Origin of the sequence: Ruegeria sp. HKCCA4008, from assembly GCF_013033125.1 — a bacterium.
Lineage (GTDB): Bacteria > Pseudomonadota > Alphaproteobacteria > Rhodobacterales > Rhodobacteraceae > Ruegeria.
Window position 1 is genome coordinate 17,440 of the sequence record NZ_WQDM01000005.1, and the last position, 24,296, is coordinate 41,735.

Sequence of the window (24,296 nt, forward strand, 5' to 3'; positions counted from 1 at the left end):
GCTATCGGAAAAACTGGATGCAAAACCCCATGAAACATACCTTTCTGGCCGCTACACTTCTGGCTTTGTGGGCTTTTGTACTGGCGCTTCCGTTCAGCGTTTCAGCGCAAACATCCTTGATTCCGGGATACAACGCGGACAGTTCGTCTGCGTCCTCGCCGGAAAGCGATCTGGCTGCCGCAATTCGCGCCGCCAGCGAAGCCGGGGCCAGTGTGATTGTCATCGACAGCGCCGGGCAGGTTGTGACAACAGCCGGCGGCACGGGTGCGGGCGCGGATGATGCAGCGGGCGATTCGAACAATCCCATGGGTGAGGGATCGCAGCTGATGAAGGCGCAGGAGCGGTTCTCGAAATTCCGTGAGTCCATGCAATCACGGCTTGAGGCGCTGCCGTATTCGGTGTTCGAAGTGAAGTATATCCTGCGCCAGACCAGTCCGGACGGTCGCATTCAGACCTATGTGGAAGTTCTGGGCTGGAACATTCTGTTCCTGTTGTTGGGCCGCTGGCTGTCTATCGAGATATACGGGAAACGCATCGCGCGCCGCTGGGTCGTGGCGCGGATCAAGGATGAACCGCAGGGTTACCGAGAAAAGATGCCCTTCCTTCTATTCCGGTTCCTGATGGGGATCGGAGCGACGATATTTGCCATGCTCATGGCCCTGATCGTCGGATACCTGTTTTTTGGCGAAGCGGGCGATATCTCGATCCAGTTCACGGTCACGGCGATCTTCACGGCGTTCTTCCTGTCGCGCACGGTGTCCGATCTGTGGCGGATGGTTCTGTCACCTTACCTGAGCCAATACCGGCTGCCACCGTTCTCGGACCGGGACGCCAAGCGGCTGTATCTGTGGGCTTCGGCACTCGCGACCTATGACATCACGGTTGTTCTGTTTTCGACTTGGGTTGCGGATTTCGGGCTGAACTACAACGTCTACGCCATGGTCTATGGCTGTCTGACAATGGTGGGCGCTTTCGGCAATATTCTGATGATCCTGTTCAATGCCCGGGCCATTTCAAATGCGATTCGGGGTGGAAGAGCGCCGGATCAGGTCTCGTGGTTGTTGCGGTTCGTATCCTTCGGCTGGGCGCCTGCACTGATCGTCTATGTCGTGTTCAGCTGGTTCCGTCTGGCGGTTGATCTTGCACTGGAGAACCCAACGCCGCTGCCGCTGATCGCAAGCAGCTATATGATCTTCATGTCCGTCGTCGTTGCCTATGGCGCGATGAACTACGTGCTGGAGCGGTATTTTGACCGGTCACGCAAGATCAACGAGATAAACGAAGAAACCGCCGCTGCCGAAGCGGATGCCGAGCCCGTGGAAACGCCCGAGGCAGAACAGCGCAAACAGTATCTTCTGACCTATGAAGATCTGGCGCGCCGGGTGGCCGGAATTCTGGCCTTTGTGATTGGTGTCTATGCCCTTGTGGTGATTTGGTACCCCGATGCGGACTGGAGCGAGGACCTGCCGGTTGCACGCGTGCTGGATGTAATGGTCATCATTTTCATCGGCTACATCCTGTTTCATTTCTTTCGCATCTGGATCGACAGCAAGATAGCGGAAGAAGTCGATGATGGCACCGAGGCCGAACTGGGCGATGAGGGCGGGGAAGGCGGGCAAAGCCGGCTGGCGACGCTGCTGCCATTGTTCCGCGGCGCAATTCTGGCCGTTGTGGTCGTGACCATCATGCTGATCGTTCTCATGGAACTTGGTATCAATGTCAGCCCGCTTTTTGCCGGTGCCGGTGTGGTTGGTCTGGCTGTCGGTTTCGGATCTCAAACACTGGTACGAGACATCTTTTCCGGGGCGTTTTTCCTGATGGATGATGCCTTTCGGAAGGGTGAGTATATCGACATCGGAGACGTCAAGGGAACGGTCGAGAAGATCTCGGTCCGGTCCTTCCAGCTGCGTCACCATCTTGGCGCGCTGAACACGATTCCTTTTGGCGAAATCAAGGTTCTGACGAACTATTCCCGTGACTGGGTGATCATGAAACTGCCGCTGCGCGTGACCTATGACACTGACGTGGAAAAGGTGCGAAAGCTGATCAAGAAGCTGGGGCAGGAGTTGCTGAGCGATCCTGTGATCGGCGAAAACTTCATACAGCCGCTGAAGTCCCAAGGCGTGATCGAGATGCAGGATTCAGCGATGATCATCCGGGTCAAGTTCATGACCAAACCGGGCGATCAGTGGTTGGTGCGCAAGAAGGTCTATCAGGAAATTCGCGAATTGTTCGCGCGGGAAGGCATCAAATTCGCGCATCGCGAAGTCACCGTGAGGTTGGCGGACGGCAAAGAGGCCGATGACTTGACGCCGAAACAGCGTGAGGCGGTAACAGGCGCGGTGCAGGCGGCGATCGATGAGGATTACCTGGACGATATCGGCCCTGGGGGCGATGATCGATAGGGGCGCGGCTGCGTACCGGATGGTCAGTTGGCGTCGAGCGGCCAGACAGGTTCTGAACTGCCCAGTTTCGACGCAGGCAAATCCCAGCGCATCGTCGCTTCGCCGACCCTCAGCGCAGGGTTGAGGCGATGGCCCGGCCCCCAGCCGGACGCCTCCGTCGCCGTGCCGTAATCCGTTGTTGCCGGGGTGATGGGCGCGGATTGTGCTTCGTCTTTGCCGAGCACGGCCAGAAGTTCGGCGGTGCGCGCCAGAGAGAGATGCGCGTGCATGATGGAATTGCCTGATGCGGCCTCGGCCAGTGCGGATAGGACGGCAGCCGCCATCAGATAGCCGGTCGCGTGGTCCAGAGCTTGAACCGGCAACGGGGTCGGCTTGTCCGCGTTCGCCCACTCCATCCCGGCATGGGCGATACCCGCGCTCATCTGGACAAGGCTGTCAAACCCGCGCCGGGTCGACCATGGACCTTGCCAGCCATAGGCATCCAGCGTGACTTCGATCCGGTTCGGAGCCAGCTCGTCACGTTTGGCCCGGGTCAGACCCAGTGCCTCCAGCGCGCCGGGTCGATACCCGTGTACGAACACATCCGCCTGAGTCAGCAACCCATGCAATCGTTCAAGGCCGGTTTCGGATTTTAGGTCAAGATAGGCGCAGCGCTTTCCCAGCGATATGTCGGGGATCACCCCGGGTTCATCCCAGCCAGGTGGGTCGATGCGCAAGACCTCGGCTCCGAACCCTGCAAGCGTTCGGGTAGAAACCGGGCCGGCCAGAACGCGCGTCAGATCCAGCACCCGTAACCCGGCCAGAGGCCGATCAGCGGTGGCCCGAGGTCTGTCGCGCAGATTGACATAGCGCGGTCCCTGCCATCCGATCAAAGGGTCGCGCGACACGGCGCGGCCTTGTGGGTGATCAAGCCATTCCGTCCGGCTGCGCATGGCAGCGGCCACCCCACCTTCGGCAACAACCGCCGTTTCCAGATCCGACATCGCCCAAGACCTGACAGCTTTTGCCACGGCTTCACGCTCTGGCCGGGTGCCAAGGACTTTCAACGCGGCAGAGCGATGGCGGGGCAGGTTTGTGTGCAGCCTGATCCAGCCATCCGCGGCTTTGTAGTCGCCCGCGACCGTATCCCACAAACTGGGCATGTCCCAACCTTCCGGTTTGAAGGAATAGCCGAACCACAGAGATGCCAGCCGATGATCGATCGAGACTTCGGGTGCCTTCGTGGACAGGTTGATCGCCTGGATCAGCCGGGCCATTTCCCGCCCCACGGCTGCGAAACTGGCGGTGGCCAGTTCGGAAACGGCGAAGGCGCTTGGCAGAACACCGGCACCGACCCTGTGATAGCTGCCGGCAGCGGGAAGCGTGGCCAGCAGACTCATTGCTGATAGGGGTCGAGACTGTCGCGCAGCCCGTCACCAAGGAAGTTGAACGCCAACACCACGACAATGATCGGCAGCATCGGAATTGCCGTCCAGGGATAGATCTCGATCGACGCGAGGTTCTGTGCGTCATTCAGCATCACGCCCCAACTGACTGCGGGTGCGCGCAGGCCGAGGCCAAGAAAACTGAGCGCCGTTTCCCCCAGGATCATGGCCGGGATCGACAGTGTGGCCGATGCAATCAGGTGCGACATGAAGTTGGGCAGCAGGTGCTTGCGGATCACACGGCCCGAACTTGCGCCCATCATCTCGGCGGCTCTGACATATTCCTCTTCCCGCAAAGACAGGAACTTCGCCCGAACCGAGCGTGCCAAACCCGGCCAGTCGAGGATGCCCAGAATGATCGAAATGATGAAGAACACCGCGACCGGGCTCCAGTTCGAAGGCACGGCGGCGGAAAGGGCCAGCCACAGCGGCAGTTCCGGCAACGAACGCAGGATTTCGATGACGCGGTTGATGGTCCAGTCGATACGCCCGCCGAAATAGCCGGCCATCGAACCGAACAGGATGCCAAGAAAGAAAGACACCGAGATACCGATCAGACCCACCGTCAAAGACAGCTGCGCGCCATAGAGAATTCGGCTGAAGATGTCTCGGCCCAGACGGTCGGATCCCCACAGGAACAGCGTTGTCCCCTCTGGCGGGCAGAACAGGTGTTTGTCCGACGGTATGAAACCGGCCAGCTTGTATTCAGAGCCTTCGCAGAAGAACCGGATCGGGCGCGGGTCTTCGGTGTCGGGGACAAACTTCCATTGGAAGGTTTCAAGATCCGCCTCGGCGACGATCGGATAGACATGTGGGCCGATGAACTCACCCTCGTGAAACCAGTTTACCGATTGTGGTGGCGCGTACAGGTGCTCTCCGTTTCGGTCATTTGGCCCGTAAGGCGCAACAAACCCGGCAAAGGGCAGCATCAGATAGCAAAACAGCAGGAAGATGCCCGAGATCAGGCCCAGCTTGTGGGTTTTGAACTTGCGCCAGACCAGAACCCAGTTGGGGGCATCCAGATCGGCGCGTTCCAGCTGCTGAATCGAGGCCTGCGGATCAAACGGCGCGTCATCGACATAGCGGTTGTCAGGACGATCAGTCATGCCTCGCGCCCCTCATACCGAATGCGCGGATCCAGCATCACCAGCAGGATATCAGAAATCATCGTGCCGATCAGCGTCAGCAGGGCGACGAACATCAGGATGAACGCGGACAGGAACTGATCCTGCGTCTTCAAGGCAGTCAGCAGTGTAGGTCCGATGGTTTGCAGGCCCAGAACGACCGATACCAGAACCGAGCCGGACACCATCGACGGCAGCAAGTTGCCGATATCCGCGACAAATGGGTTGAAGGCCACCCGCAGCGGATACTTGGTCAGCATCCGTGACGGGGCCATGCCCTTTGCGATGGCGGTTTCCACATAGGGCTTGCCGAGTTCGTCCAGCATGTTCGCGCGCAGACGCTGCATCATCGCCGATGCGCCTGAAGTGCCGATGACGAAGGTCGGTACGATCAGGTGGATGAGGATGGATTTCAGCTTCTCCCAACTCATCGGCTGGCCTTCGAAACTGGGATCCATCAAGCCTCCGATCGGCAGGTTGAAATACTGGTGGCCATAGTAGAACAGGATCAGCGCCAGCAAAAAGTTCGGCGTTGCCAGCCCCAGATACCCCACGAAGGCCGAGGTATAGTCGATCCATGTCCGGGACCGCGCGGCGGCGATAACGCCCAGCGGCAATGCGACGGCATAGACAAACAGGATCGCAGCCAGATTGACCACAACCGTCAACCAAAGCGTGTCGCCGACGATTTCGGAAACGGGACGGTCGAATTCAAAGGACCACCCGTAATTGCCCTGGATCAACCCCGAAAACCCGTGCGGTCCGGGCCAGAATCCCATCCAGATCAGGTATTGTTCCCACATCGGACGGTCCAGAGCGTATTCAGCGCGCAGGAACTCTGCCTTTGCGACACCTGCCGACTGGCCCGAGGCCTGAAGTTCAGCGATCTGGTTGCTCAGATAGTCACCAGGCGGAAGGTTGATGATTATAAAAACCAGAACCGAGACCACCAACAAAGTCAGCAGCATCGTGAAAAAGCGATACACCACGTAGCGCAGCATGATCATCTAGCTGCTCCTGCTCAATCGGCGAAAAAGAATTCGTCCGGGCGGTGAATGCCGAAATGTGCACCGGGTTCCCAGGCCCACATAGCCTGTTGCGGTACATTGCGCAGGCGGTTTGACACCACAATGGGCTGGGGGGCGCCGTTCAGGATGCCGATGGCATAGACCTGATCGGCATGGATCTTCAACATCTCGACCCAGACAGCTGCGCGTTCTTCATCGGTCGTGGCGATTTGCCATTCATGGGCCAATTCCATCAGGCGCTGCGCCTCTGGCATATCAGGGGCCTCACCCGCTTCGCCACCGGTCTGGTAGTATTGTCCCCATTTTGGCCAGGCCAGGAACACCTGATCTGTCGGGGCCAGATAAGCCGGGGACGTATGCGCCTGCGGAATACCGTCATCCCAACCGAACCAGACGGACGCCATCGAATTGCCCGCGAACACACGGTTGCGCAGGATGTCCCTGTCCAGCGGGCGCATGACCAGTTTGACACCGATTTCACGCCAAGTATCGGTCACGATCTGAAGCGCGTTTTCGACCTCCTGCCGCTCACCTGCGGTTTCGATCACCAGCTCCATCGGACGACCGTCAGGCAACAGGCGAATGCCGTTCTTGTCGCGCTGATCCAGACCAGCCTCATCCAAAAGCGCATTGGCCTGATCCACATCGTATTGCGCCCAGGCCGCAGCGTTTTCTTCACTGTAGAAGGGCGAGGCGGGAAGAACCGAGTTCGCGGCGGGGTGTGCGAGTTTGAAGTAAAGCGCCTGGTTGATGGTCTGCCGGTCGATGGCCAACGACAAGGCGCGCCGCACGCGAACGTCCCTCAGTACATCGCGCCAGACATCATCAGAAAAGTTCAGGTTCGGGTAGATCGCGATCTGCGAGGCCACGCCGGTTTTCCACAACAGCGTTTTGTATCCGCCTTGTGCTTCGCCTTTCTTGAGGATCGACGCGTCTCGGAAGGCAAGGCCACGGCCTTGCAGGTCGCTTTCACCGGCGTTGGTCTTGGCGGCAACAAGACCGGGGGCGACGATCTCCATCTCGACCACGTCAATATAGGGAAGTTGCACCCCCTTGCTGTCGATCCGGTGATAATAGGGGTTGCGCACAAAGTTGTGACGGATTTTCTTGCCCGAACTGGCGTTCAGCCATGGCTGCAACGTGGGAAGTTCGTGGTTGTCGAACTTGTAAAGATTATCCAGCTTGTTGTGCAGCGCCGCCCAGCTTTTGACCCGGGCATCTTCAACCTGAAAGGCAAGCTCTTCCGCGTCCGCGTATTTCTCGTGATACTGTTTCAGAAACGCGGCCGGCCGGTAAATAAACGGCGGTCGTGCTTGTGCCAGAGATTGCAGGAAGTTCGGGTTCGGGTCGTCCCATTCGAAGATCACGGTGGTCTCATCGGGAAACGTGACCGTGGGCAATTTACCTTCGACGATCAGAAAATCGGGTGGGCCTGACGGGCTGAGCAACTCGTTGTTGGCGACGTCTTCCCACCAATAGCGGAAGTCTTCCGAGGTAAAGGGTGAGCCGTCCGACCACTTGTGCCCTTCGCGCAGTTTCAGGGTGAATTTGCGATTGCCCTCGTTTTCATACGAGGCCAGCAGGTCGGGTACCAATTCGTAATCTTGGTTGAACCCGACCAGCCTTGCATAGCCGTAGACAACCATCTGCCGGATGTCTTTGGATCGCGTGACCATGGTGCGCAGAGTGCCACCCGGTTTCCCGAATTCTCTTCCTTTTGCGGCCAGATCCACAATCAGAGGGTCCTTGGGCAAACGCTCCTGCACTGGCGGAAGATTGCCGCTTTCAACCTCTGCGCTCCAGAAGGCGCTTTCCTGAGGTGTTGGGATTGTATCTGCCGCCGCGGGCAGGATCCCTGAAAACGCCAGCATAGCAGCCAGCAGCAGAGGGCGAATGGTATTAAACATGGCAACGTACCTTATGGCCCGGTTCCAATTCCACCAGTGAGGGTATCACGGTGTCCGAGAAACGAAAGGCTTCATCCCAACTGTCCGGCGCGCCGGCACCCAGAGAAACCAATTGAAGGTCAATCGGGCGATTGATGTCGGGTTCGGGTTGAGCGGCAATCAGCGCCTTGGTGTATGGATGGCGCGGATTGTAGAAAAGAGTTTCGGGCGGTGCCTGTTCGACGATCAGACCCCGCCTCATGACAGCAACTTCGTCAGCGATCCGTGCGACAACGGCCAGATCATGTGAGATGAACAGGTAGGACAGGTTCAGGCTGTCTTGCAGGTTTTCCAGCAAGGTCAGGATTTGTTCCTGAACAGACACGTCCAATGCCGAGGTCGGTTCGTCGCACACGATCAACTGCGGGTCCAGCATCATGGCCCGCGCCACTGAAAGGCGCTGTCGCTGCCCTCCGGAAAACGCGTGCGGATAGCGTTTGAGCATATCACCCGTCAGGCCGACGCGCTGCAACATCTCGGCGGCCTTGTCACGCTGTTCGGCTGTTGTGCCGATGCGATGGATTTCCAGTGGTTCGGTCATGGCGTCCTGAATGCGCATCCGGGGGCTGAGCGAACTGTAAGGGTCCTGAAAAACCATCTGTGCCTTGCGCTGAAACGCTGTGCGCTGGGCTCGGGTCATGTTGTGCACCGTGATCGGGTCGGCATCGGGGGCGGTACGAAACAGGACTTCACCACCGGGGTCGGGCAATTCAGCCCCCAAGGCGATGCGGGCCGCCGTTGTCTTTCCCGATCCGCTTTCACCGACAATTGCCAAAGTCTTGCCGCGCGCCAGGTTCAGGTCGACTCCTCGGCAGGCATAGATTGCTTTGTCGGATTGCCATCCTTTGCTGGACCGCATTGTGTAGGTCTTGGACACATCCTTCATCTGCAGGATCAGATCTGTGTCGGGCATCGGTATACCCACCGCGTCCTGATCCGGTATTTCCGGCGCGGCATCAAACAGCTGCTTGGTATACGGGTGTGCGGGCGCGGTCAGGATCGGGGCGGCGGGGCCGGCCTCCATGATACGTCCCTTGTGCATGACGACGACCTGCTCGGCCATGTTGGCGACGACACCCAGATCATGAGTCACCAGAATGAGCGCCATGCCGGTTTCACGCTGCAATTCCTTGATCAGGCCCAGAACCTGCGCCTGCGTGGTCACATCCAGTGCGGTGGTCGGTTCGTCCGCGATCAGCAATTCGGGTTTGGACACCATGGCCATGGCGATCATGGCGCGTTGGCGCATACCGCCGGACAACTCGAAAGGGTAGGAGTCATAGGCACGCTGTGGATCAGGGAACCCGACGCGTTCGAACTGCGTCAGGACCTTTTTGCGTGCCGCGGACTCGGACAGCCCACGATGTAGCCACAAAACCTCGCTGACCTGATTGCCAATCTTGTGCAGCGGGGACAGCGATCTCATGGGCTCCTGAAAGATCATTGAAACCCGATTGCCGCGGATGTCGCGCAGCTCACGTTCGGAAACCGTGGTGAGCTCGCACATGCCTTTGGAATCGTTCAAGGTAATCGTGCCGCTTCGAATCTGCGCCGTGCGGGGCAAGATACGTAAGGCGGCGCGGCATGTGATTGTTTTTCCCGATCCCGATTCACCGACCAGGGCCAGCGTCTGTCCGGCTTCGACATCAAAGTTCACATCCGTGACCACGGAATTGCCCGTACCAAAGCCGATGCTGAGGTCTCTTACGGACAACAACGCGCTCATGCGGGTTTTCCACCCGTTTGACCGTTCGATGACATCGGTTACTTCAACTCCCCGTGATTTTTTGTTCAGTGTCGCGCGGTTCCGCCCGTCTAGTCAAACCCGTTCTTGGGCCGAAATGTCGCGAAATCGTGAAACTATGGGCTTCGTCGCTACACAAAGTCTTGAGATTTTGCCATCAAGGACGGCATCGGGCGCATTTATGCTCTCGATTGGTGTCAAGGAGATATTTTCTGGTGTCCGAGAATCAAAGCCGTCTGGATCTGTTCATCGATCGCATGGTGTCACAGCGCGCTTGTCTGGATTACGCAATCCGGCACACTGCGGGCATGACAGGTCCGGTTTTCGAATTGGGTTTGGGCAACGGGCGTACGTATCACCATCTTGTGCAGCACATGGATGGCCGACCAGTCTATGTGTTCGAGCGCGCGGTGGCTTCGCACCCCGACTCGACCCCGCCCGAAGATCACGTGATTCTGGGCGACGTGCGGGATACCCTGCCTGCATCGGTTGAACGGTTCGGCGCGTCAGCCAGCCTGATCCACGCGGATCTTGGCGGGCACAATCGCGAAAAGAATGACAAATTCGCGCGGTTTGTATCTCCGCTCATCGAGCCTTTGCTTGCTCCGGGCGGGCTGATGGTATCGAGTGATCGGATGTATTTCGAAGGGCTGACCGAGATGCCGTTGCCCGAAGGCGCCGTCGAAGGGCGCTGTTTCATATATCGCCGCTGACCAAAAAGGAGTAACGCCATGATTTTTTACGATTGCTCCACTGCTCCAAACCCCCGTCGTGCGCGGATGTTCATTGCCGAAAAAGGATTGGATATCGAAACGCGTGAGGTCTCGATTGCGAAAGATGAACAATTGAGCGAAGCCTTTCGCGCTGTGAACCCACGGGCCACGATCCCGGTTCTGGTAACGGATGACGGAACCGTTCTGACAGAAAACCTGGGCATTGCGGCATTTCTGGAGGCACAGTTTCCCGAACCGCCTTTGATGGGCCGAACCCCTGAGGAAAAAGGATTGGTTCTGACGTGGAACGCGATCGTCGAACATCAGGGCGGGGCACCGATTGCCGAGGCTTTGCGCAATGGACATCCCGCCTTCAAGGATCGCGCCATCCCGGGCCCCTCCAATCATGCGCAGATTCCCGAACTTGCACAGCGCGGGCGCGAGCGTGTGGCATCCTTCTTTGAAATGCTGGAATCACGTCTGACGGAAAGCCCGTTTGTGGCCGGTGACGTGTTTTCCCTGGCGGATATCTCGGCATTCGTTTTTGTCGATTTCGCCCGCGTCATCAAGATGCGTATCCCGGAAGACAATGCGGCCACCCTGGCGTGGTTTCAAGCCATCCAATCTCGTCCAAGCGCAAGTCTGTAAACGGGCCGAACCGTGCCGGGTTGCGTTGTGACCAGCACTGTACAGAAATGTCTAGACAGATGTGAACAGTGCCACTAGCGTCTCCCCAGATTCTGTTCAGGGGAGGTCGGGATGAAATCCCAATATCGCGTCGTGGTCATCGGAGGAGGCGTTGTCGGGGCCTCGGTTCTGTATCACCTGGCCAAGTTTGGCTGGTCGGATGTCGTCATGTTGGAGCGGCGGCGGCTGGCGTCTGGGTCGTCCTGGCACGCGGCGGGAGGCATTCATGCTTTGAATGCCGATCCGAACATGGCGTCTTTGCAGGCCTATACGATTGATCTGCTCAGCGAGATCGAGAAGGAATCAGGCCAGAATATCGGCCTGCACATGACCGGTGGTCTGACGCTGGCGGGAACCCCCGAGCGGTGGGAGTGGTTGCAGGCCAATTACCGCATCTTCCAGTCCATCGGCATTGATGACTGTGAACTGCTGAGCCCTCAAGAGGCGCAGAAACGCTGCCCGATCATGTCCACCGACGGCATTCTGGGCGCGATGTGGGCCGACCGCGAAGGCTATATCGACACCACAGGCACCGTGCAGGCCTATGCCACCGCCGCGAAAAAGCGCGGGGCGGAATACTACGAGGAAACCAAGGTCGAGGAACTGATCCAGACGGCGGATGGCTGGCAGGTGGTGACCGACAGGGGCACAATCACCTGCGATCATGTGGTCAACGCCGCCGGCTTGTGGGCCAAGCAGGTGGGGCGCATGGCAGGGGTCGAACTGCCGGTTTCTCCGCTGAAACACCATTACCTGATCACCGACACGGTGCCCGAGGTCGCAGCGGCCGATTTCGAGATGCCGATGACCGTGGATCTTGAGGGCTTCACCTATATGCGGCAGGACCAGAAGGGCGTTCTGGTCGGCATTTATGAGGTCGATCACGAACACTGGGCCATGGACGGCGCGCCGTGGAATTATGGCGAAGAGCTGTTCCAGGAGCAGCTGGATCGTATCGAAAACGAGCTGACGCTGGGGTTCGAACGCTATCCGGCGATCCAAAACGTGGGCATCAAGACATGGGTGAACGGTGCGTTCACCTTCTCGCCCGACGGCAACCCTCTGGTCGGTCCGGTGCCGGGCAAGCGCGGCTATTGGACCGCCTGCGCGGTGATGGCCGGGTTCCTGCAGGGTGGTGGCGTCGGCAAGACGCTGGCCGAATGGATGATCCATGGCGAGCCCGAGGCAGATGCCTGGCCGATGGATGTGGCGCGCTATGGCGACTATGCCCAGAACAAACGCTATATCCGCGAGACGACCGGGCAGTTCTATTCCCGCCGCTTCGTGATGACCTATCCGAACGAGCAACTGCCCGCCGGACGGCCGCTGAAAATGGCACCGGCGCATGATGCGATGACCGAGGCAGGGTGCAAATGGGGCGTCAGCTGGGATCTCGAAGTACCGCTTTATTTCGCGCCGAAAGGGTTCGAGGAAACGCCGACGCTCAAGCGTTCGAACGCGCATGACATCGTGGCCGAGGAATGCAAAGTGATCCGCGAAGGTGCGGGCTTGCTGGATATTTCGGGCTTTTCTCGGTTCGAGGTTTCCGGTCCGAACGCAGAAGCCTGGCTGGATATGGTAATGGCCTCCAAGCTCCCCGGCCCGGGTCGTGCGAAACTGGCCCCGATGTTGGGTGAGGATGGGCGGCTGAAGGGCGATCTGACGGTGCTGAACTGGGGCGACGGGACCTGGTGGATCATGGGCAGCTATTACCTGCGGGCCTGGCATATGCGCTGGTTCGACGATCACATGATGGATGGCGTCAATATCTGTGATTTGGGCGAGGAATATTGCGGCTTTGCCGTGGTCGGGCCGAAGTCACAGGTGGTTGTGGAAAAACTGGCGGAACAGGATATCTCGGGCTTGAAGTTCATGGGGTGCGGCGATTTCGATATCGGCCTCGTGCGCGCCCGCGTCGCCCGTATGTCGGTGACCGGAGAAAAAGGGTACGAGATCAACTGCCGCTATGGTGACCATATCAAGCTGCGCCGCATCCTGTTGGAAGCAGGGGCCGAGGAAGGCATCCGCGAATGCGGCTTCAACGCGATGCTGTCAACACGGCTTGAGAAAAGCTTTGGCATCTGGTCGGCGGAATTCACGCAAGCCTATACACCGGGCATGACCGGAATGGATCGCTGGATCGACTGGGACAAGGACTTTGTTGGAAAGGTGGGCGCGCTTGCCGAACGTGACGGCAACGGCCCCGCGCAAATTCAGGCGACATTGGAAATTGATGCTCTGGACGCAGATGCCAGCGGATACGAACCGGTCTGGGCCAATGGCGAACGCGTTGGGTTCGTAACCTCGGGCGGCTACGGGCACTACACCGGCAAGTCACTGGCGATGGCCCTGATCGATCGGGACAAGGCGGAACCGGGCACGGAACTGTCCGTTCACGTGGTGGGGGTTGAACGTCCGGCGCGTGTGATCGCGCCGTCACCTTATGACCCCGAAGGCAAAGCGATGCGAGGCTGATCATGACTGCTGCAGAGCGCGGGCGCCGACGGCGGGGGCGGGGGGCTGAAGCCGCCCCGCAGCCCGGTCGCGATGTGAACTATCGCCAGCTCAGGAACCCTTTCCCACAGATGGAAGTGTTCCCGGCCGATCAGATCGCGGATATGCATGACACCGCCTTGCGGACACTGGAAGAGTTGGGGGTAAAGACCCTGCTGCCCGAGGCGCGGAAACTGTTCAAACAGGGCGGCGCGCGGGTAGATGAAGACACTGAGATGGTGTTTATCGGGCGTGAGATGGTTGAAGCCGCAGTCGCGTCAGCGCCCAAATCCATCGCCTGTCGCGCCGGCTCGCGGCGTCGCGATTTTACGCTCGAACTGGGCGCGCTGGTGTTTCAACCCGGAGCCGGCGCGCCGAACGCAACCGATCTTGAACGTGGTCGGCGCCCGGCGACAGGTCAGGATTATCTGGAGTTTCTGAAGCTCACCCATCATTTCGACGTGTTCCAGATGATCTCGCCGCAGGTCGAGCCGCAGGATGTGCCGACCCATCTGCGCCATTACTTCACGACTCGGGCCCAGATGGAACTGACGGACAAGTTTCCGTTCTTCTTTTCGCGTGGAACCCCGCAGGTGATGGACTGTTTTGAGATGCTGACCACGGCACGCGGTCTTTCGGATGATGCGTTCCGGGGCCATGCGCATTGCTATACGATCATCAACACTAACAGCCCGCGCACATTGGATATCCCCATGGCGCAAGGTCTGATCGACTTCGCCCGCCACGGTCAGATGTCGATCATCACACCCTTTACCCTGATGGGCGCGATGGCACCGATTACCGTGGCCGGGGCGATCACCTTGTCCCATGCCGAGGCCCTTGCCGCGCTGACTTTGACCCAACTTGCCAATCCTGGTGCTCCAGTCTGTTATGGCACGTTCACCAGTAACGTGGACATGAAGTCCGGCGCGCCCGCCTTTGGGACACCGTCGCACTTTCAGGCATCACTGGCTGCGGGCCAACTGGCGCGGCATCTTGGTTTGCCTTGGCGGTCGGCTGCCGGATCGGCGTCAAACACCAACGACGTGCAGGCCGCAAACGAGAATCAGTTTGGCCTTTGGGGATGCCTTATGGCCGGCGCAACGGTGATCATCCACTCCGCAGGCTGGTTGGAAGGCGGGTTGACGGTTTCCTTCGAAAAGCTGGTCTGCGATGCGGAAGTGCTGAATATGGTCGCCGAACTGTGCGCGGGCGTTCAGGCAGGGCCGTCCGAGATCGGGTTTGAAACTGCATTGAGTGAGGTTGAACCCAGTGACCACTTCTTTGCATCAAGCCAGACGATGGAGCGCTATAATACCGAGTTCTATCAACCGCATGTCCATGACTACGCCAATTTCGGCACCTGGGCCGAACGCGGGTCTGTGGACGCAAACCATCGGGCAACGGATGTTTGGAAAGGCATTCTGAACGACTTCCAGGCGCCCGCTGTCGACAATGATCGGACAGGTGATTTACATGACTTCATTGCCCGTCGTACCGCCGAGGGCGGGGCACCGCCGGAGAGTTGAATGAGCCCGAAACCGATCCTTCATCGCGATGACCCCGAGGCCGAACCATTGATCGGCAACATCAAGGTCACGCGCGACGACTGGCTGAACGTGGCGATGGATGTGCTGATTTCGGACGGGGTGGACCAGATCAAGGTCCTGAACCTGGCCGAACGGATGGCAGTATCGCGGTCGTCGTTCTATTGGTACTTCAAATCCCGGCAAGAGTTGCTGGATGCATTGCTGGCGCGTTGGCAGGCCACCAACACAGCCGCTTTGGTCGCGCAGGCCGAAGCACCGGCCGAGACGATAACGGCGGCCGTCTGCAACGTTCATCGGTGCGTGGTGAACACCGATTTGTTCGATACGGCGCTGGATTTTGCGGTACGTGACTGGGCGCGAAAATCAGGCAAGGTGCGGCGTATGCTGGACCAGTCGGACGCCCGCAGGCTGGAAGCGCTGCACGCCATGTTCGCCCGCTACGGCTATTCCGAGATCGAAGCCGAAACCCGGGCGCGCGTGCTGTATTACATGCAGATCGGTTATGATCTGGCGCAATTGAACGAACCTATCGAGATGCGGCTGTCGATGGTGCCGCATTACCTCTACGCCTTCACAGGCGTCGAGCCGAAACCCGAGGAAGTTGAAGAATTCAGCGCGTATTCCCTGCGCTTTTGGAAAGGAAACCAGACATGAGCCAACCAGACGCAATCATCATTGGAACTGGCGTGATCGGCGCGGCCATTGCGTTCGAGATGTCCAAGGCGGGATGGAAAACACTGTCGTTGGACCGGAATTCTCAGGTCGGGCACGGTTCTACCGCCGGGTCGTGCGCAATTATCCGGATGCATTATTCCACATTCGATGGAACCGCGTTTGCCTGGGAAGGCTACCACTACTGGCGCGACTGGGCCGAGTATCTTGGCTTGCCGGAAGACGCCAACCTTGCGCAGTTCCGCGAAACCGGCTGTCTGGTCATGAAAACCGAGGCGAACGGGATGCTGGAAAAGCACATGCGCAATTCGTCCGAGCTGGATTGCCCGTTCGAGGAATGGTCAGATGAAAAAGTGCTGGAACGCTTGCCGGTCTATTCGCTGGACAGCTTTGCCCCCGCGCGCCGTATGGACGATCCTGAATTCGGCCAACCCAACGGGCGCAAAATGACGGGCGGGGTGTACTGGCCTCAAGCGGGTTATGTCACCGACCCGGCCCTGTCGGCCCAGAACCTTATGGATGCCGCGAAACTGCATGGGGCCGAGGTGCGCACCGGCGCTGAAGTCACGGAAATCCTGACCGAGGGCGGGCGCGTTTCCGGCGTCAAGCTGGCTTCGGGCGAGGAAATCCACGCCAAGGTTGTGGTCAATGTGGCAGGACCTGGTTCGTCCATCATCAACAAGATGGCCGGCGTTCTGGACGATATGACCATCAAAACCCGGCCCTTGCGGCAAGAGGTCGTGCACGTTCCAGCCCCTGAAGGGTTCGATTTTGAACACGACGGAACCATCGTTTCGGACAGTGACATTGCCTGCTATTGCCGCCCGGAACACGGCAATCACATCCTTGTCGGATCTGAGGATCCGGAATGTGATCCGCATCAGTGGTGCGAGGACGATGTGAACTACAATCGTGAATTCACCGATCAATGGACCACGCAGGCCATGCGGTATGCGCAGCGTGTGCCCAGCCTTGGCATTCCATCAAAAACGCGGGGTGTGGTTGACCTGTATGATGCTTCGACCGACTGGATTCCGATCTATGACAAATCCAGCCTGCCGGGGTTCTACATGGCCTGTGGTTCAAGCGGAAACCAATACAAGAATGCGCCGATTGCGGGCAAGATGATGGCGGCACTGATCGACTACTGTGAAGGTGGCGCCGATCACGACGCGAAACCGTTGCAGTTCGAATTGCCATACATCAAGCGGACAATCGACGTGGGCTTCTACTCGCGCAAACGCCCGATCAATGAGGAAAGCAGTTTCTCGGTTCTGGGCTAGTCGCGTTTCGCAAACGGTCTATGTCGTGTGGGGCTGTCAACAAGCCCGGCCCTGACATGACCGACCGAAAGACAACCGTATTGATCCTTGGCAGCGCCCCATCGGCGCTGGAGGCGCGGGCATGGTCGCGCGCGCCTTTCACGCATATCGTCGCCATCAACAACGCATGGCGCATCCGAGAAGACTGGGACTACCTGATCCACCCCGAAGACTTCCCGGCAGAGCGCCGCCCTGGAAAAGTTCTTAGCACTCAACACATAGTCACTGCCGACGAATACGTCCCAAGACAGAATGACTATGGCGGGTTCGTCTATGCTGGCGGAACGATGGCTTTCACGGCAGGTTATTGGGCTTTGTCAGCCCTGAAGCCGGATGTTCTGGCTTTTTCCGGTTGCGACATGATGTATTCAGGATCGGGGCGAACACATTTTTACGGAAGTGGCACGGCGGACCCTTTGCGAGAGGACGTGACACTGCGTTCGCTTGAAGCGAAGGCCGCTCGACTGGGTCTTTTTGCAGCCGCTCAGGGGTGCAGAACCGTACGGTTGTCCAGCGCGCCAAGCCGGCTGGTGTTTCCATCCGTCAACATATCTGACCTGACGGCCGCGCCGCTTCCCGATATTGCAGCCATGCACAATGTGCAGCGAATGGAAGATGATCTTGGATATTATGTAGCCTCGGGTCGGTATTGGGAAGTTGAACACCGGTTCGACCCTGCTGCGATTGACGCATTGGATCGGATGTGGCTAAGGGCCTATCGGCATGCCGTATCGGAGAACGCGGCCTGACACCGTCAAGCGGCGGCGAAGGTAACCCAGGCCCAAACCATCGCAACATAAGTTAGGTTGTGCATCAACTGATCCAAACCTGCGGCGCGCCAAAAAGCGGGTTGCGTTGGCTCGAGTCGCTTTTTGTCTGAATAGCTGGCCTTGATGAAATCGATATTGAAATGGATGAACCATTCCAGCGCCCCGACAATCAGAATAAAAGACAACGGCGCGCCGAACACCAAAAAAACGACGACAGAACCCACAACATGCACAGCGGCATGTTGCGCGCGTCCCAAGTGAAAATACTCACCCCGACCGGAAAGCATCTTCGGTGTCTGGAGGTAGTAGTCAGCGAACATATGCTTGATCAACAAAAGACAAAGCATAAGAAACACTGCGCCAATACTGGCAGTCAAAAGAACCCTCCCGATATCGTTCTGCCGCCAACATTAGGCAATAAAACGGGCACGCGTAAATGAACTAGTTCACATTCGGTCAAGAAATTTTCCAAAAGGGAAAAATTTGCTTATCCTGTCTGGATGATATTTGATTCATGCTGTTGAAATTGCATGCATTGCGTTTAATCCACGTCGAAGGTCAGCAGCAGGGGCAGGTTCCATAGAACGCACAATTTTCCGCTTTATCTGGAAATACTCCAAGCGCGAACAGCTGATCCTGCTGGCCGTGACGGCGACGCTGTTTCCTTTGCTGTACCTCACGCTTGAGTTGCCAAAACGAATAATCAATGACGCGATCGGTTCGTCCACCTCTGAGGTGACGATCTGGGGCTATTCCATGTCGCAGACCAATTTTCTGGTCGTTCTGTGCTTTGCCTTTCTGGCGGCCGTGCTGTGCCATGGCCTGATGAAAATGCGCATCAACACCATGAAGGGCGTGCTGAGTGAACGGATGCTGCGGCGCTTTCGCTATCAGTTGATCAGCCGGGCGCTGCGCTTTCCTCAACCCTATTTCGAGCGTGTAAGCCAAGGTGAAATGGTGTCAATGATCACCGCCGAAAGCGAGCCGATGGGCGGCCTGATGGGCGATGCGATCAGCCAGCCGGTTCTTCAGGCCGGCCAAATGATCACCATACTTTCCTTCCTGTTCCTGCAAAGCGTCTGGTTCGGGCTGGCCGCGGTGGCGCTGATACCCTTGCAGGCCTGGTTGATCCCCAAGCTGCAACGCCAGATCAACCTGCTGAACAAAAAACGCATTCAGGAGGTTCGGGTTCTGGCGGCGCAGATCGGCGAGAACGCAGCGGGCGCGTCCACCCTGCGGACCAATGGCGGCTGGCGTTTTCGCCGGTCGATGATCTCAGAGCAATTGGGACGCCTGTTCGGCATCCGTTTCGAGATCTATCAAAAGAAGTTTTTCATGAAATTCCTGAACAACTTCATCTCGCAGCTTACACCGTTCATGTTCTATCTGGTTGGTGGTCTGTTGGTGCTTCAGGGCTCGGTTTCGCTGGGGGCGCTGGTTGCCGCATTAGCTGCGTACAAGGATCTCAGTTCACCTTGGAAGGAACTGCTGACCTATTACAACCAGACCCAGGACATGTCGCTGCGCTGGGATGTGGTTCTTGACCGTTTTGCCCCGGCCGGAATGCATGATGAAACCTTGTTCGAAGGTGAACCTTCCGAGTGGCCGCACCTGAACGGCGACATCGTGCTGGATCACGTTTCGGTGCGCGACATGGATGGCAATCAGGTGCTTGATGATCTAGACCTCAGTTTTCCTGCCGGAAAGACAATTGGGATCGCCGCTCCCAGCGAGGAAGATCGACGCGCCATCGGCGAATTGCTGACACGGGAAATACGTCCCAGTGCTGGCCAGGTTCGGATCGGAGACCTGAAACTGGCCGAGTTGCATCAGGCGGTTGTCGCCGCGCGTATCGGGTATGTCACATCACGCCCTGTCATGTTTCAGGGTACGCTGGGCGACAACGTGATGATGCCGATGCGGTTCAAACCGCTGACTGACCAGCCGGACGATCCGGATTTTCTTGAAACTCTGAGGGCGGGCAACAGTGCCGATCCGTTCAGGGCGGAATGGCTGGACCCAACTCTTGCCGGCTTTCAGGACGCCGCAGAACTGCGTGCCTGGTGGTTGCAGTTGATTGATGGAATGGGGTTCGGCGCAGCGCTGTTCCAACGAGGCGCCGAACAAAGTTTCGATGCGGACGAGCATTGTGAACTGGCAAAGAAACTGATCGAGCTGCGCCCGGTCGTGCAGCAGGCCGTTCGGGAGGCCGGGCTGGAACAACAGGCGCTCGTCTTCGACCGGAACACCTATAACGCGGCTCTGCCTGTGGCTGAAAACCTGCTGTTCGCAACGCCACGTGTTCCTGTGACACAAGCTTTGCTTGCGCAGCAAAAGGTCTTTCTTGGACAGTTGCGTGAACTGGGGCTGGACGAGACATTGGTTGCGTTGACCCGCGATGTGATCGACATGCTGCGCCAGATCTTCGGGATCGATGGAACCGACCACCCGTTGTTCCAAAAGCTTGGTCTTGATGCAAAAACCTATGAAATTGCGGTGGATCTGGTGGACCAGACCCGCAAAGAAGGATCGGACGGGCTGGATGACGAACAGCTTGCCAACATGTTGGCGGTGCCATTTGTGATCTCTGCCGAACAGATCGGACCTGCGTTCACGGATGAACTGAAGGATCGCATCCTTGAACTCCGGCACAGCCATTCCGAGAAACTGATGGAGCGTTTGCAAGACGTCTTCGTTCCATTGGATACGAACGTCTTTGCGCCCGGATTGACGGTCATGGAAAATGCGCTGTTCGGAAAAGTCAGCCAGATTGGCGGTTCCCGTTCGGACGAAGCCCGCAAGGTGATTGTCGATGTGTTGGCTGAAAACGGCGCGCGCCCATTGGTCACAGAGCTGATCTATGATGTGCAGGTTGCTTTGGGCGGTCAGAATCTTCCGGCGGTATTTGCCGAACCCTTGGCCTTTACCCGTGCGACGATCAAGAAACCTGACATCCTGATTCTGGAAAATGCGCTGGCCAGCTACGACATGAAAACGCAGGTTGCTGTCTATAAACGGCTTCGTGAACTGCTGCCGGACACCACTGTTGTCTATCTGAATGATCAGTTCGAAAACCCCGGTGCATTCGACATGTATGTGGAAATCCGGCAAGGTCGTGTGGTCTCGGACGGAGGGCCTGTAGAGGTGGAGGAAGACAGTGCGGCATCGGCGGATTTGACGCGGAAACTGCGCGCTCTGGAACAAACCCCGTTGTTTTCGGGCCTGGATCGGCGGCAGCTGCGCCTGCTGGCCTTTGGTGCGCGCTGGTTTGATGCCGAGCCGGGGCAGGTGGTGTTCTTGAAAGATGACCAACCCACCGACGGTGCCTATGTTGTGCTGGAGGGCGAAGCAGGTTTGTATCTGCCGCAAGAACAGGGGCCTGACCAATTGATCACCAAAGTCGGGCCTGGTGCTTTGGTCGGAGAGTTGGGCCTGATCAGAAAAGAACCGCGTGCGCTGAGCATGGTGGCGGAAACCAAGCTTTCCTGCTTGCGGATAGGTGAAGAAGAATTCCTTGCCGTTGTGGAAAACGACGCGGCGACCGCATTCAAGCTGTTGCAGGTGATCGCCGGCTATGTGTCCAATTAGCGATCAGCAGTCCGTGTTGCAGAACAAATCATAAAGCAGACTGATCACTTTTTCCGTGGCGCCGTCGCGCAATGAATAATAGATCGTTTTGCCTTCCCGACGCGTCGAGACCAACTCTTCCTCGCGCAGGCGCGCAAGCATTTGGCTGACTGCGGCCTGCCGCAGCTGAAGCAGCTCTTCAAGTTGGCCAACGGATTTTTCACCACCACCAAGATGGCACAAGATCATCAGGCGCCCCTCATGCGCCAGTGTTTTAAGAAATGCTGCCGCGCGTGCAGCATTGTCTTTCATGTCTGGCAGAGCGTCTGTTGGGTGTGCCTGAGGTTCGGTTTCGTTGAGTGCCACTTTCTGACCGTCATATCGCGTTTCGTGATGCCAATATGCATCAAGGCCATTGATATTGTCACCCCTCGGTTGCCGGGGCGCCCCCTTGAAAAGCGTTGCCTTCAACGTAATCGCATGGGTCTTCCTGCATTTGCAGATGCAAACCGTCTCCGTCATATGGGTGCGCGCGGGCCAGGTCTTCATCGACATCGATCCCAAGGCCCGGAGCATCCGGGGCGGCGACAAAGCCATTCTCGACCCGGATCGAGCCCTTGATCAGTTGATCGTGGAACGGTGTTTCGATGGTTTCCAGAAGCAGCAGGTTGGGAATGGACGCCGCCAGATGAATATTGGCGGCCCATTCCACCGGGCCGGCATACAGGTGCGGAGCCATCTGCGCGTTGAAGACCTCGGCTATGGCAGCGACTTTCTTCATCTCCCAGATTCCGCCTGCGCGTCCCAGGGCCGGTTGCAGGATTTCGGCGGCTCCGGCGCGCAGGACGGCTCCGAATTCGGCCTTTGTGGTCATCCGTTCTCCGGTTGCAACCGGAATGCGTACATTGCGCGCGACGCGGGCCATGTCTTCGATATTGTCCGGCGGCGTAGGTTCTTCGAACCACAGGGGTTGGTATGGTTCCAACGCCTGCCCCAGCCGAATTGCACCGGCTGTGTTGAACTGGCCATGGGTACCGAACAGCAGATCGGCCCTGTCCCCCACGGCCTCGCGGATCGCTTTGCAGAAGGCGACGGACATGGAAATGTCGTTCATCGCGGGCATGTGCCCGCCGCGGATCGTATAGGGGCCAGCCGGGTCGAATTTCACGGCGGTGTAGCCACGTTTTACCATTTCCGCCGCCGTTTCACCGGCCTGTTCGGCAGAGGTCCAGAAATCGTTCAGGTTGTGCTGGGGCAGGGGGTACAGGTAAGTATAGGCCCGGATCCGGTCATTCATCCTGCCGCCCAGCAGCGCATGGACCGGCCTGTCGCGATCTTTGCCCAGAATGTCCCAGCAGGCGATTTCCAACCCCGAAAATGCGCCCATCACCGTCAGGTCCGGGCGCTGCGTAAAGCCGCTGGAATAGGCGCGGCGGAACATGAGTTCAATGTTTTCGGGGTTTTCTCCCAACATATGCCGGTCGAACACGTCCTGAATGACATGACGCATCGCTTCGGGGCCCACGGACGAGGCATAACATTCACCCCATCCCGTGATGCCGGTATCGGTCGTCACTTTGACAAGTATCCAGTATCGCCCCCCCCAGCCAGGAGCGGGCGGGGCGGTGACGATGACGTCGAGATCCTGAAGTTTCATCCCAAATCCTTTCGGTGGGTCAGGTCCTGTCGAACAGGATCACATTTCGCTTGGCCGATCCGGTTTTGGTGTCGGCAATGGCCTCGTTGATCTGATCCAGTGACCAGCGGCCCGAGATCAGCTCGTCCAGTTTCAGCCGCCCCTGTTTATACAGGTCCACCATCCAGGGTATGTCGCGCTGAATGACCACGTCGCCCATTTTCGACCCGACGACACCCTGACCCAGGGCTGCCAATACAACGGGTTCATAGCTGGCCATGTCACCGGAATGTGGCATCCCGATCATGATCGCCTTGCCGCCGCGCCCAAGATAGCGCGGGGCCTGATCATAAGCGGGAACCGCGCCGACAGTGATCAGAACGGCATCGGCACCGCGCCCCCCCAGCGCCCTGTATGCGGCTTTCCATGGTTGATCCAAGCTGGCCAGGACGCCGTGGGTTGCGCCGAACTCTTTGGCGATCTCAAGTTTTTCTTCGGTCATGTCCACGGCCACGATCCGCCGCGCGCCTGCAATCCGCGCGCCTTGAATTGCGTTCAGGCCGACACCACCCGCCCCAATGACCACCACGTCCTGACCGGGCCGCACGCCCGCCGCATTCACCGCAGCGCCGACCCCGGTGATCACACCGCAGGACAGCAGGCTGGCCAGTTCCTTGGGCAGGTCATCCGGGATTTTGACGATCTGGCGGTGGCTTACCACGACCTTTTCGGCAAAGGCCCCGCATGCCATCGCCTGTTCGAGCGGGCCGCCATCGCCTGTTTTCAATGGACCTTTGACAGTATCGTAGGGCGTTTCGCAAATTGTCGGTTGTCCGCCTGCGCAGGCAGGGCAAGACCCGCAGGCGCGGATCAGGGTCACCACCACAGGGTCGCCGACCTTGAAATCCCCGGCCGCCTCTCCGACCGCGCTGATCACGCCTGCGGCTTCGTGCCCGTAAACGGCTGGCAGGAACCCTCCCCATGCGCCGTCGGCATAGGAAATGTCCGAATGGCAGATGGCCACGGCATCCAGTGTCACCTCGACCTCGCCCGTGCCGGGGGGTGCCAGATGAACGTCTTCGATCACCAGTGGCTCGCCAAATGCCCGGCAGACTGCGGCTTTGATTTTTTGCATATTGTCCCTCACTCCCGTTGGGTTCACGGTGGCGCGGGAAAAGGCGGCTCGCAAGGCAGAAACCGCCATTTGCGTGTCGT

General features: G+C 58.4%; 18 protein-coding genes. 9 read left to right on the top strand and 9 right to left on the bottom strand.

Annotation, left to right across the window (positions count from 1 at the left end):
- Positions 1 to 29 precede the first annotated feature (29 nt).
- Positions 30 to 2,405: a mechanosensitive ion channel family protein gene (locus GOW60_RS12300; protein WP_171229520.1), complete on the top strand. Its 2,376-nt coding sequence runs from the start codon at positions 30 to 32 to the stop codon at positions 2,403 to 2,405.
- A 23-nt stretch (positions 2,406 to 2,428) separates the two neighbouring features.
- Here the strand turns inward: GOW60_RS12300 and GOW60_RS12305 are convergent, their stop codons facing one another.
- The 5 genes from GOW60_RS12305 to GOW60_RS12325 are packed head-to-tail and all read right to left on the bottom strand — an operon-like array spanning position 2,429 to position 9,653.
- Positions 2,429 to 3,784, bottom strand: coding sequence for a CoA transferase (locus GOW60_RS12305; RefSeq protein ID WP_171229521.1), 1,356 nt, complete (start codon positions 3,782 to 3,784; stop codon positions 2,429 to 2,431).
- On the bottom strand, positions 3,781 to 4,935 hold the full coding sequence (locus GOW60_RS12310) for an ABC transporter permease (protein WP_171229522.1): 1,155 nt from the start codon (positions 4,933 to 4,935) through the stop codon (positions 3,781 to 3,783). The genes GOW60_RS12305 and GOW60_RS12310 overlap by 4 nt, the downstream gene beginning before the upstream one ends.
- Positions 4,932 to 5,960, bottom strand: coding sequence for an ABC transporter permease (locus GOW60_RS12315; RefSeq protein ID WP_171229523.1), 1,029 nt, complete (start codon positions 5,958 to 5,960; stop codon positions 4,932 to 4,934). The genes GOW60_RS12310 and GOW60_RS12315 overlap by 4 nt, the downstream gene beginning before the upstream one ends.
- Before the next feature lie 14 nt (positions 5,961 to 5,974).
- Entirely contained in the window at positions 5,975 to 7,888 is a 1,914-nt protein-coding gene (locus GOW60_RS12320; protein ID WP_171229524.1) for an ABC transporter substrate-binding protein, read from the bottom strand.
- Positions 7,881 to 9,653: an ABC transporter ATP-binding protein gene (locus GOW60_RS12325; RefSeq protein ID WP_171229525.1), complete on the bottom strand. Its 1,773-nt coding sequence runs from the start codon at positions 9,651 to 9,653 to the stop codon at positions 7,881 to 7,883. The genes GOW60_RS12320 and GOW60_RS12325 overlap by 8 nt, the downstream gene beginning before the upstream one ends.
- Positions 9,654 to 9,886: 233 nt before the next feature.
- Here GOW60_RS12325 and GOW60_RS12330 point away from each other — a divergent pair, with 233 nt between their 5' ends.
- The 7 genes from GOW60_RS12330 (at position 9,887) to GOW60_RS12360 (ending at position 17,857) form a co-directional block, all read left to right on the top strand.
- Complete coding sequence (locus tag GOW60_RS12330; protein WP_371813356.1) at positions 9,887 to 10,384, top strand: class I SAM-dependent methyltransferase; 498 nt, start codon at positions 9,887 to 9,889, stop codon at positions 10,382 to 10,384.
- An 18-nt stretch (positions 10,385 to 10,402) separates the two neighbouring features.
- Positions 10,403 to 11,032: a glutathione S-transferase family protein gene (locus GOW60_RS12335; protein ID WP_171229526.1), complete on the top strand. Its 630-nt coding sequence runs from the start codon at positions 10,403 to 10,405 to the stop codon at positions 11,030 to 11,032.
- A gap of 111 nt (positions 11,033 to 11,143) precedes the next feature.
- The gene (locus GOW60_RS12340) at positions 11,144 to 13,546 is read left to right on the top strand and encodes an FAD-dependent oxidoreductase (protein WP_171229527.1); all 2,403 of its coding nucleotides are present in this window, start codon (positions 11,144 to 11,146) and stop codon (positions 13,544 to 13,546) included.
- Positions 13,547 to 13,548: 2 nt separating this feature from the next.
- Entirely contained in the window at positions 13,549 to 15,093 is a 1,545-nt protein-coding gene (locus GOW60_RS12345; RefSeq protein WP_171229528.1) for a trimethylamine methyltransferase family protein, read from the top strand.
- Positions 15,094 to 15,768, top strand: a complete 675-nt coding sequence (locus GOW60_RS12350; RefSeq protein WP_152457143.1) for a TetR/AcrR family transcriptional regulator — start codon at positions 15,094 to 15,096, stop codon at positions 15,766 to 15,768. It begins immediately after the preceding gene.
- Positions 15,765 to 17,069 (top strand): FAD-binding oxidoreductase, encoded by a 1,305-nt coding sequence (locus GOW60_RS12355; protein ID WP_171229529.1) that lies wholly within the window; start codon positions 15,765 to 15,767, stop codon positions 17,067 to 17,069. Before GOW60_RS12350 ends, GOW60_RS12355 begins: the two co-directional genes overlap by 4 nt.
- A gap of 56 nt (positions 17,070 to 17,125) precedes the next feature.
- A complete protein-coding gene (locus tag GOW60_RS12360; RefSeq protein ID WP_171229530.1) occupies positions 17,126 to 17,857 on the top strand; it encodes a hypothetical protein in 732 nt (243 codons plus the stop codon).
- Positions 17,858 to 17,862: 5 nt separating this feature from the next.
- Here the strand turns inward: GOW60_RS12360 and GOW60_RS12365 are convergent, their stop codons facing one another.
- Positions 17,863 to 18,225 carry a DUF3307 domain-containing protein gene (locus GOW60_RS12365; protein WP_371419740.1) on the bottom strand — a complete coding sequence of 121 codons (363 nt, stop codon included), beginning with the start codon at positions 18,223 to 18,225 and terminating at the stop codon, positions 17,863 to 17,865.
- A gap of 244 nt (positions 18,226 to 18,469) precedes the next feature.
- On the opposite strand from GOW60_RS12365, the gene GOW60_RS12370 reads away from it, so the two are divergent.
- Positions 18,470 to 21,466, top strand: coding sequence for a cyclic nucleotide-binding domain-containing protein (locus tag GOW60_RS12370; protein WP_171229701.1), 2,997 nt, complete (start codon positions 18,470 to 18,472; stop codon positions 21,464 to 21,466).
- A gap of 3 nt (positions 21,467 to 21,469) precedes the next feature.
- On the opposite strand, the gene GOW60_RS12375 is transcribed toward GOW60_RS12370, so the two are convergent.
- From GOW60_RS12375 to GOW60_RS12385, 3 genes are all read right to left on the bottom strand, one after another.
- Entirely contained in the window at positions 21,470 to 21,757 is a 288-nt protein-coding gene (locus GOW60_RS12375) for a helix-turn-helix transcriptional regulator (RefSeq protein ID WP_171229702.1), read from the bottom strand.
- A 112-nt stretch (positions 21,758 to 21,869) separates the two neighbouring features.
- Entirely contained in the window at positions 21,870 to 23,102 is a 1,233-nt protein-coding gene (locus GOW60_RS12380) for a mandelate racemase/muconate lactonizing enzyme family protein (RefSeq protein WP_171229531.1), read from the bottom strand.
- Between the two features lie 19 nt (positions 23,103 to 23,121).
- The gene (locus tag GOW60_RS12385) at positions 23,122 to 24,216 is read right to left on the bottom strand and encodes a Zn-dependent alcohol dehydrogenase (protein ID WP_171229532.1); all 1,095 of its coding nucleotides are present in this window, start codon (positions 24,214 to 24,216) and stop codon (positions 23,122 to 23,124) included.
- Positions 24,217 to 24,296: the final 80 nt, after the last annotated feature.

What these genes read in the sequence shown, in the direction of transcription:
- GOW60_RS12300 (WP_171229520.1), top strand. Translation starts at nt 30, where the DNA reads ATGAAACATACCTTTCTGGCCGCTACACTTCTGGCTTTGTGGGCTTTT.
- GOW60_RS12305 (WP_171229521.1), bottom strand. Translation starts at nt 3,784, where the DNA reads ATGAGTCTGCTGGCCACGCTTCCCGCTGCCGGCAGCTATCACAGGGTC.
- GOW60_RS12310 (WP_171229522.1), bottom strand. Translation starts at nt 4,935, where the DNA reads ATGACTGATCGTCCTGACAACCGCTATGTCGATGACGCGCCGTTTGAT.
- GOW60_RS12315 (WP_171229523.1), bottom strand. Translation starts at nt 5,960, where the DNA reads ATGATCATGCTGCGCTACGTGGTGTATCGCTTTTTCACGATGCTGCTG.
- GOW60_RS12320 (WP_171229524.1), bottom strand. Translation starts at nt 7,888, where the DNA reads ATGTTTAATACCATTCGCCCTCTGCTGCTGGCTGCTATGCTGGCGTTT.
- GOW60_RS12325 (WP_171229525.1), bottom strand. Translation starts at nt 9,653, where the DNA reads ATGAGCGCGTTGTTGTCCGTAAGAGACCTCAGCATCGGCTTTGGTACG.
- GOW60_RS12335 (WP_171229526.1), top strand. Translation starts at nt 10,403, where the DNA reads ATGATTTTTTACGATTGCTCCACTGCTCCAAACCCCCGTCGTGCGCGG.
- GOW60_RS12340 (WP_171229527.1), top strand. Translation starts at nt 11,144, where the DNA reads ATGAAATCCCAATATCGCGTCGTGGTCATCGGAGGAGGCGTTGTCGGG.
- GOW60_RS12345 (WP_171229528.1), top strand. Translation starts at nt 13,549, where the DNA reads ATGACTGCTGCAGAGCGCGGGCGCCGACGGCGGGGGCGGGGGGCTGAA.
- GOW60_RS12350 (WP_152457143.1), top strand. Translation starts at nt 15,094, where the DNA reads ATGAGCCCGAAACCGATCCTTCATCGCGATGACCCCGAGGCCGAACCA.
- GOW60_RS12355 (WP_171229529.1), top strand. Translation starts at nt 15,765, where the DNA reads ATGAGCCAACCAGACGCAATCATCATTGGAACTGGCGTGATCGGCGCG.
- GOW60_RS12360 (WP_171229530.1), top strand. Translation starts at nt 17,126, where the DNA reads ATGACCGACCGAAAGACAACCGTATTGATCCTTGGCAGCGCCCCATCG.
- GOW60_RS12365 (WP_371419740.1), bottom strand. Translation starts at nt 18,225, where the DNA reads ATGCTTTGTCTTTTGTTGATCAAGCATATGTTCGCTGACTACTACCTC.
- GOW60_RS12375 (WP_171229702.1), bottom strand. Translation starts at nt 21,757, where the DNA reads ATGAAAGACAATGCTGCACGCGCGGCAGCATTTCTTAAAACACTGGCG.
- GOW60_RS12380 (WP_171229531.1), bottom strand. Translation starts at nt 23,102, where the DNA reads ATGAAACTTCAGGATCTCGACGTCATCGTCACCGCCCCGCCCGCTCCT.
- GOW60_RS12385 (WP_171229532.1), bottom strand. Translation starts at nt 24,216, where the DNA reads ATGCAAAAAATCAAAGCCGCAGTCTGCCGGGCATTTGGCGAGCCACTG.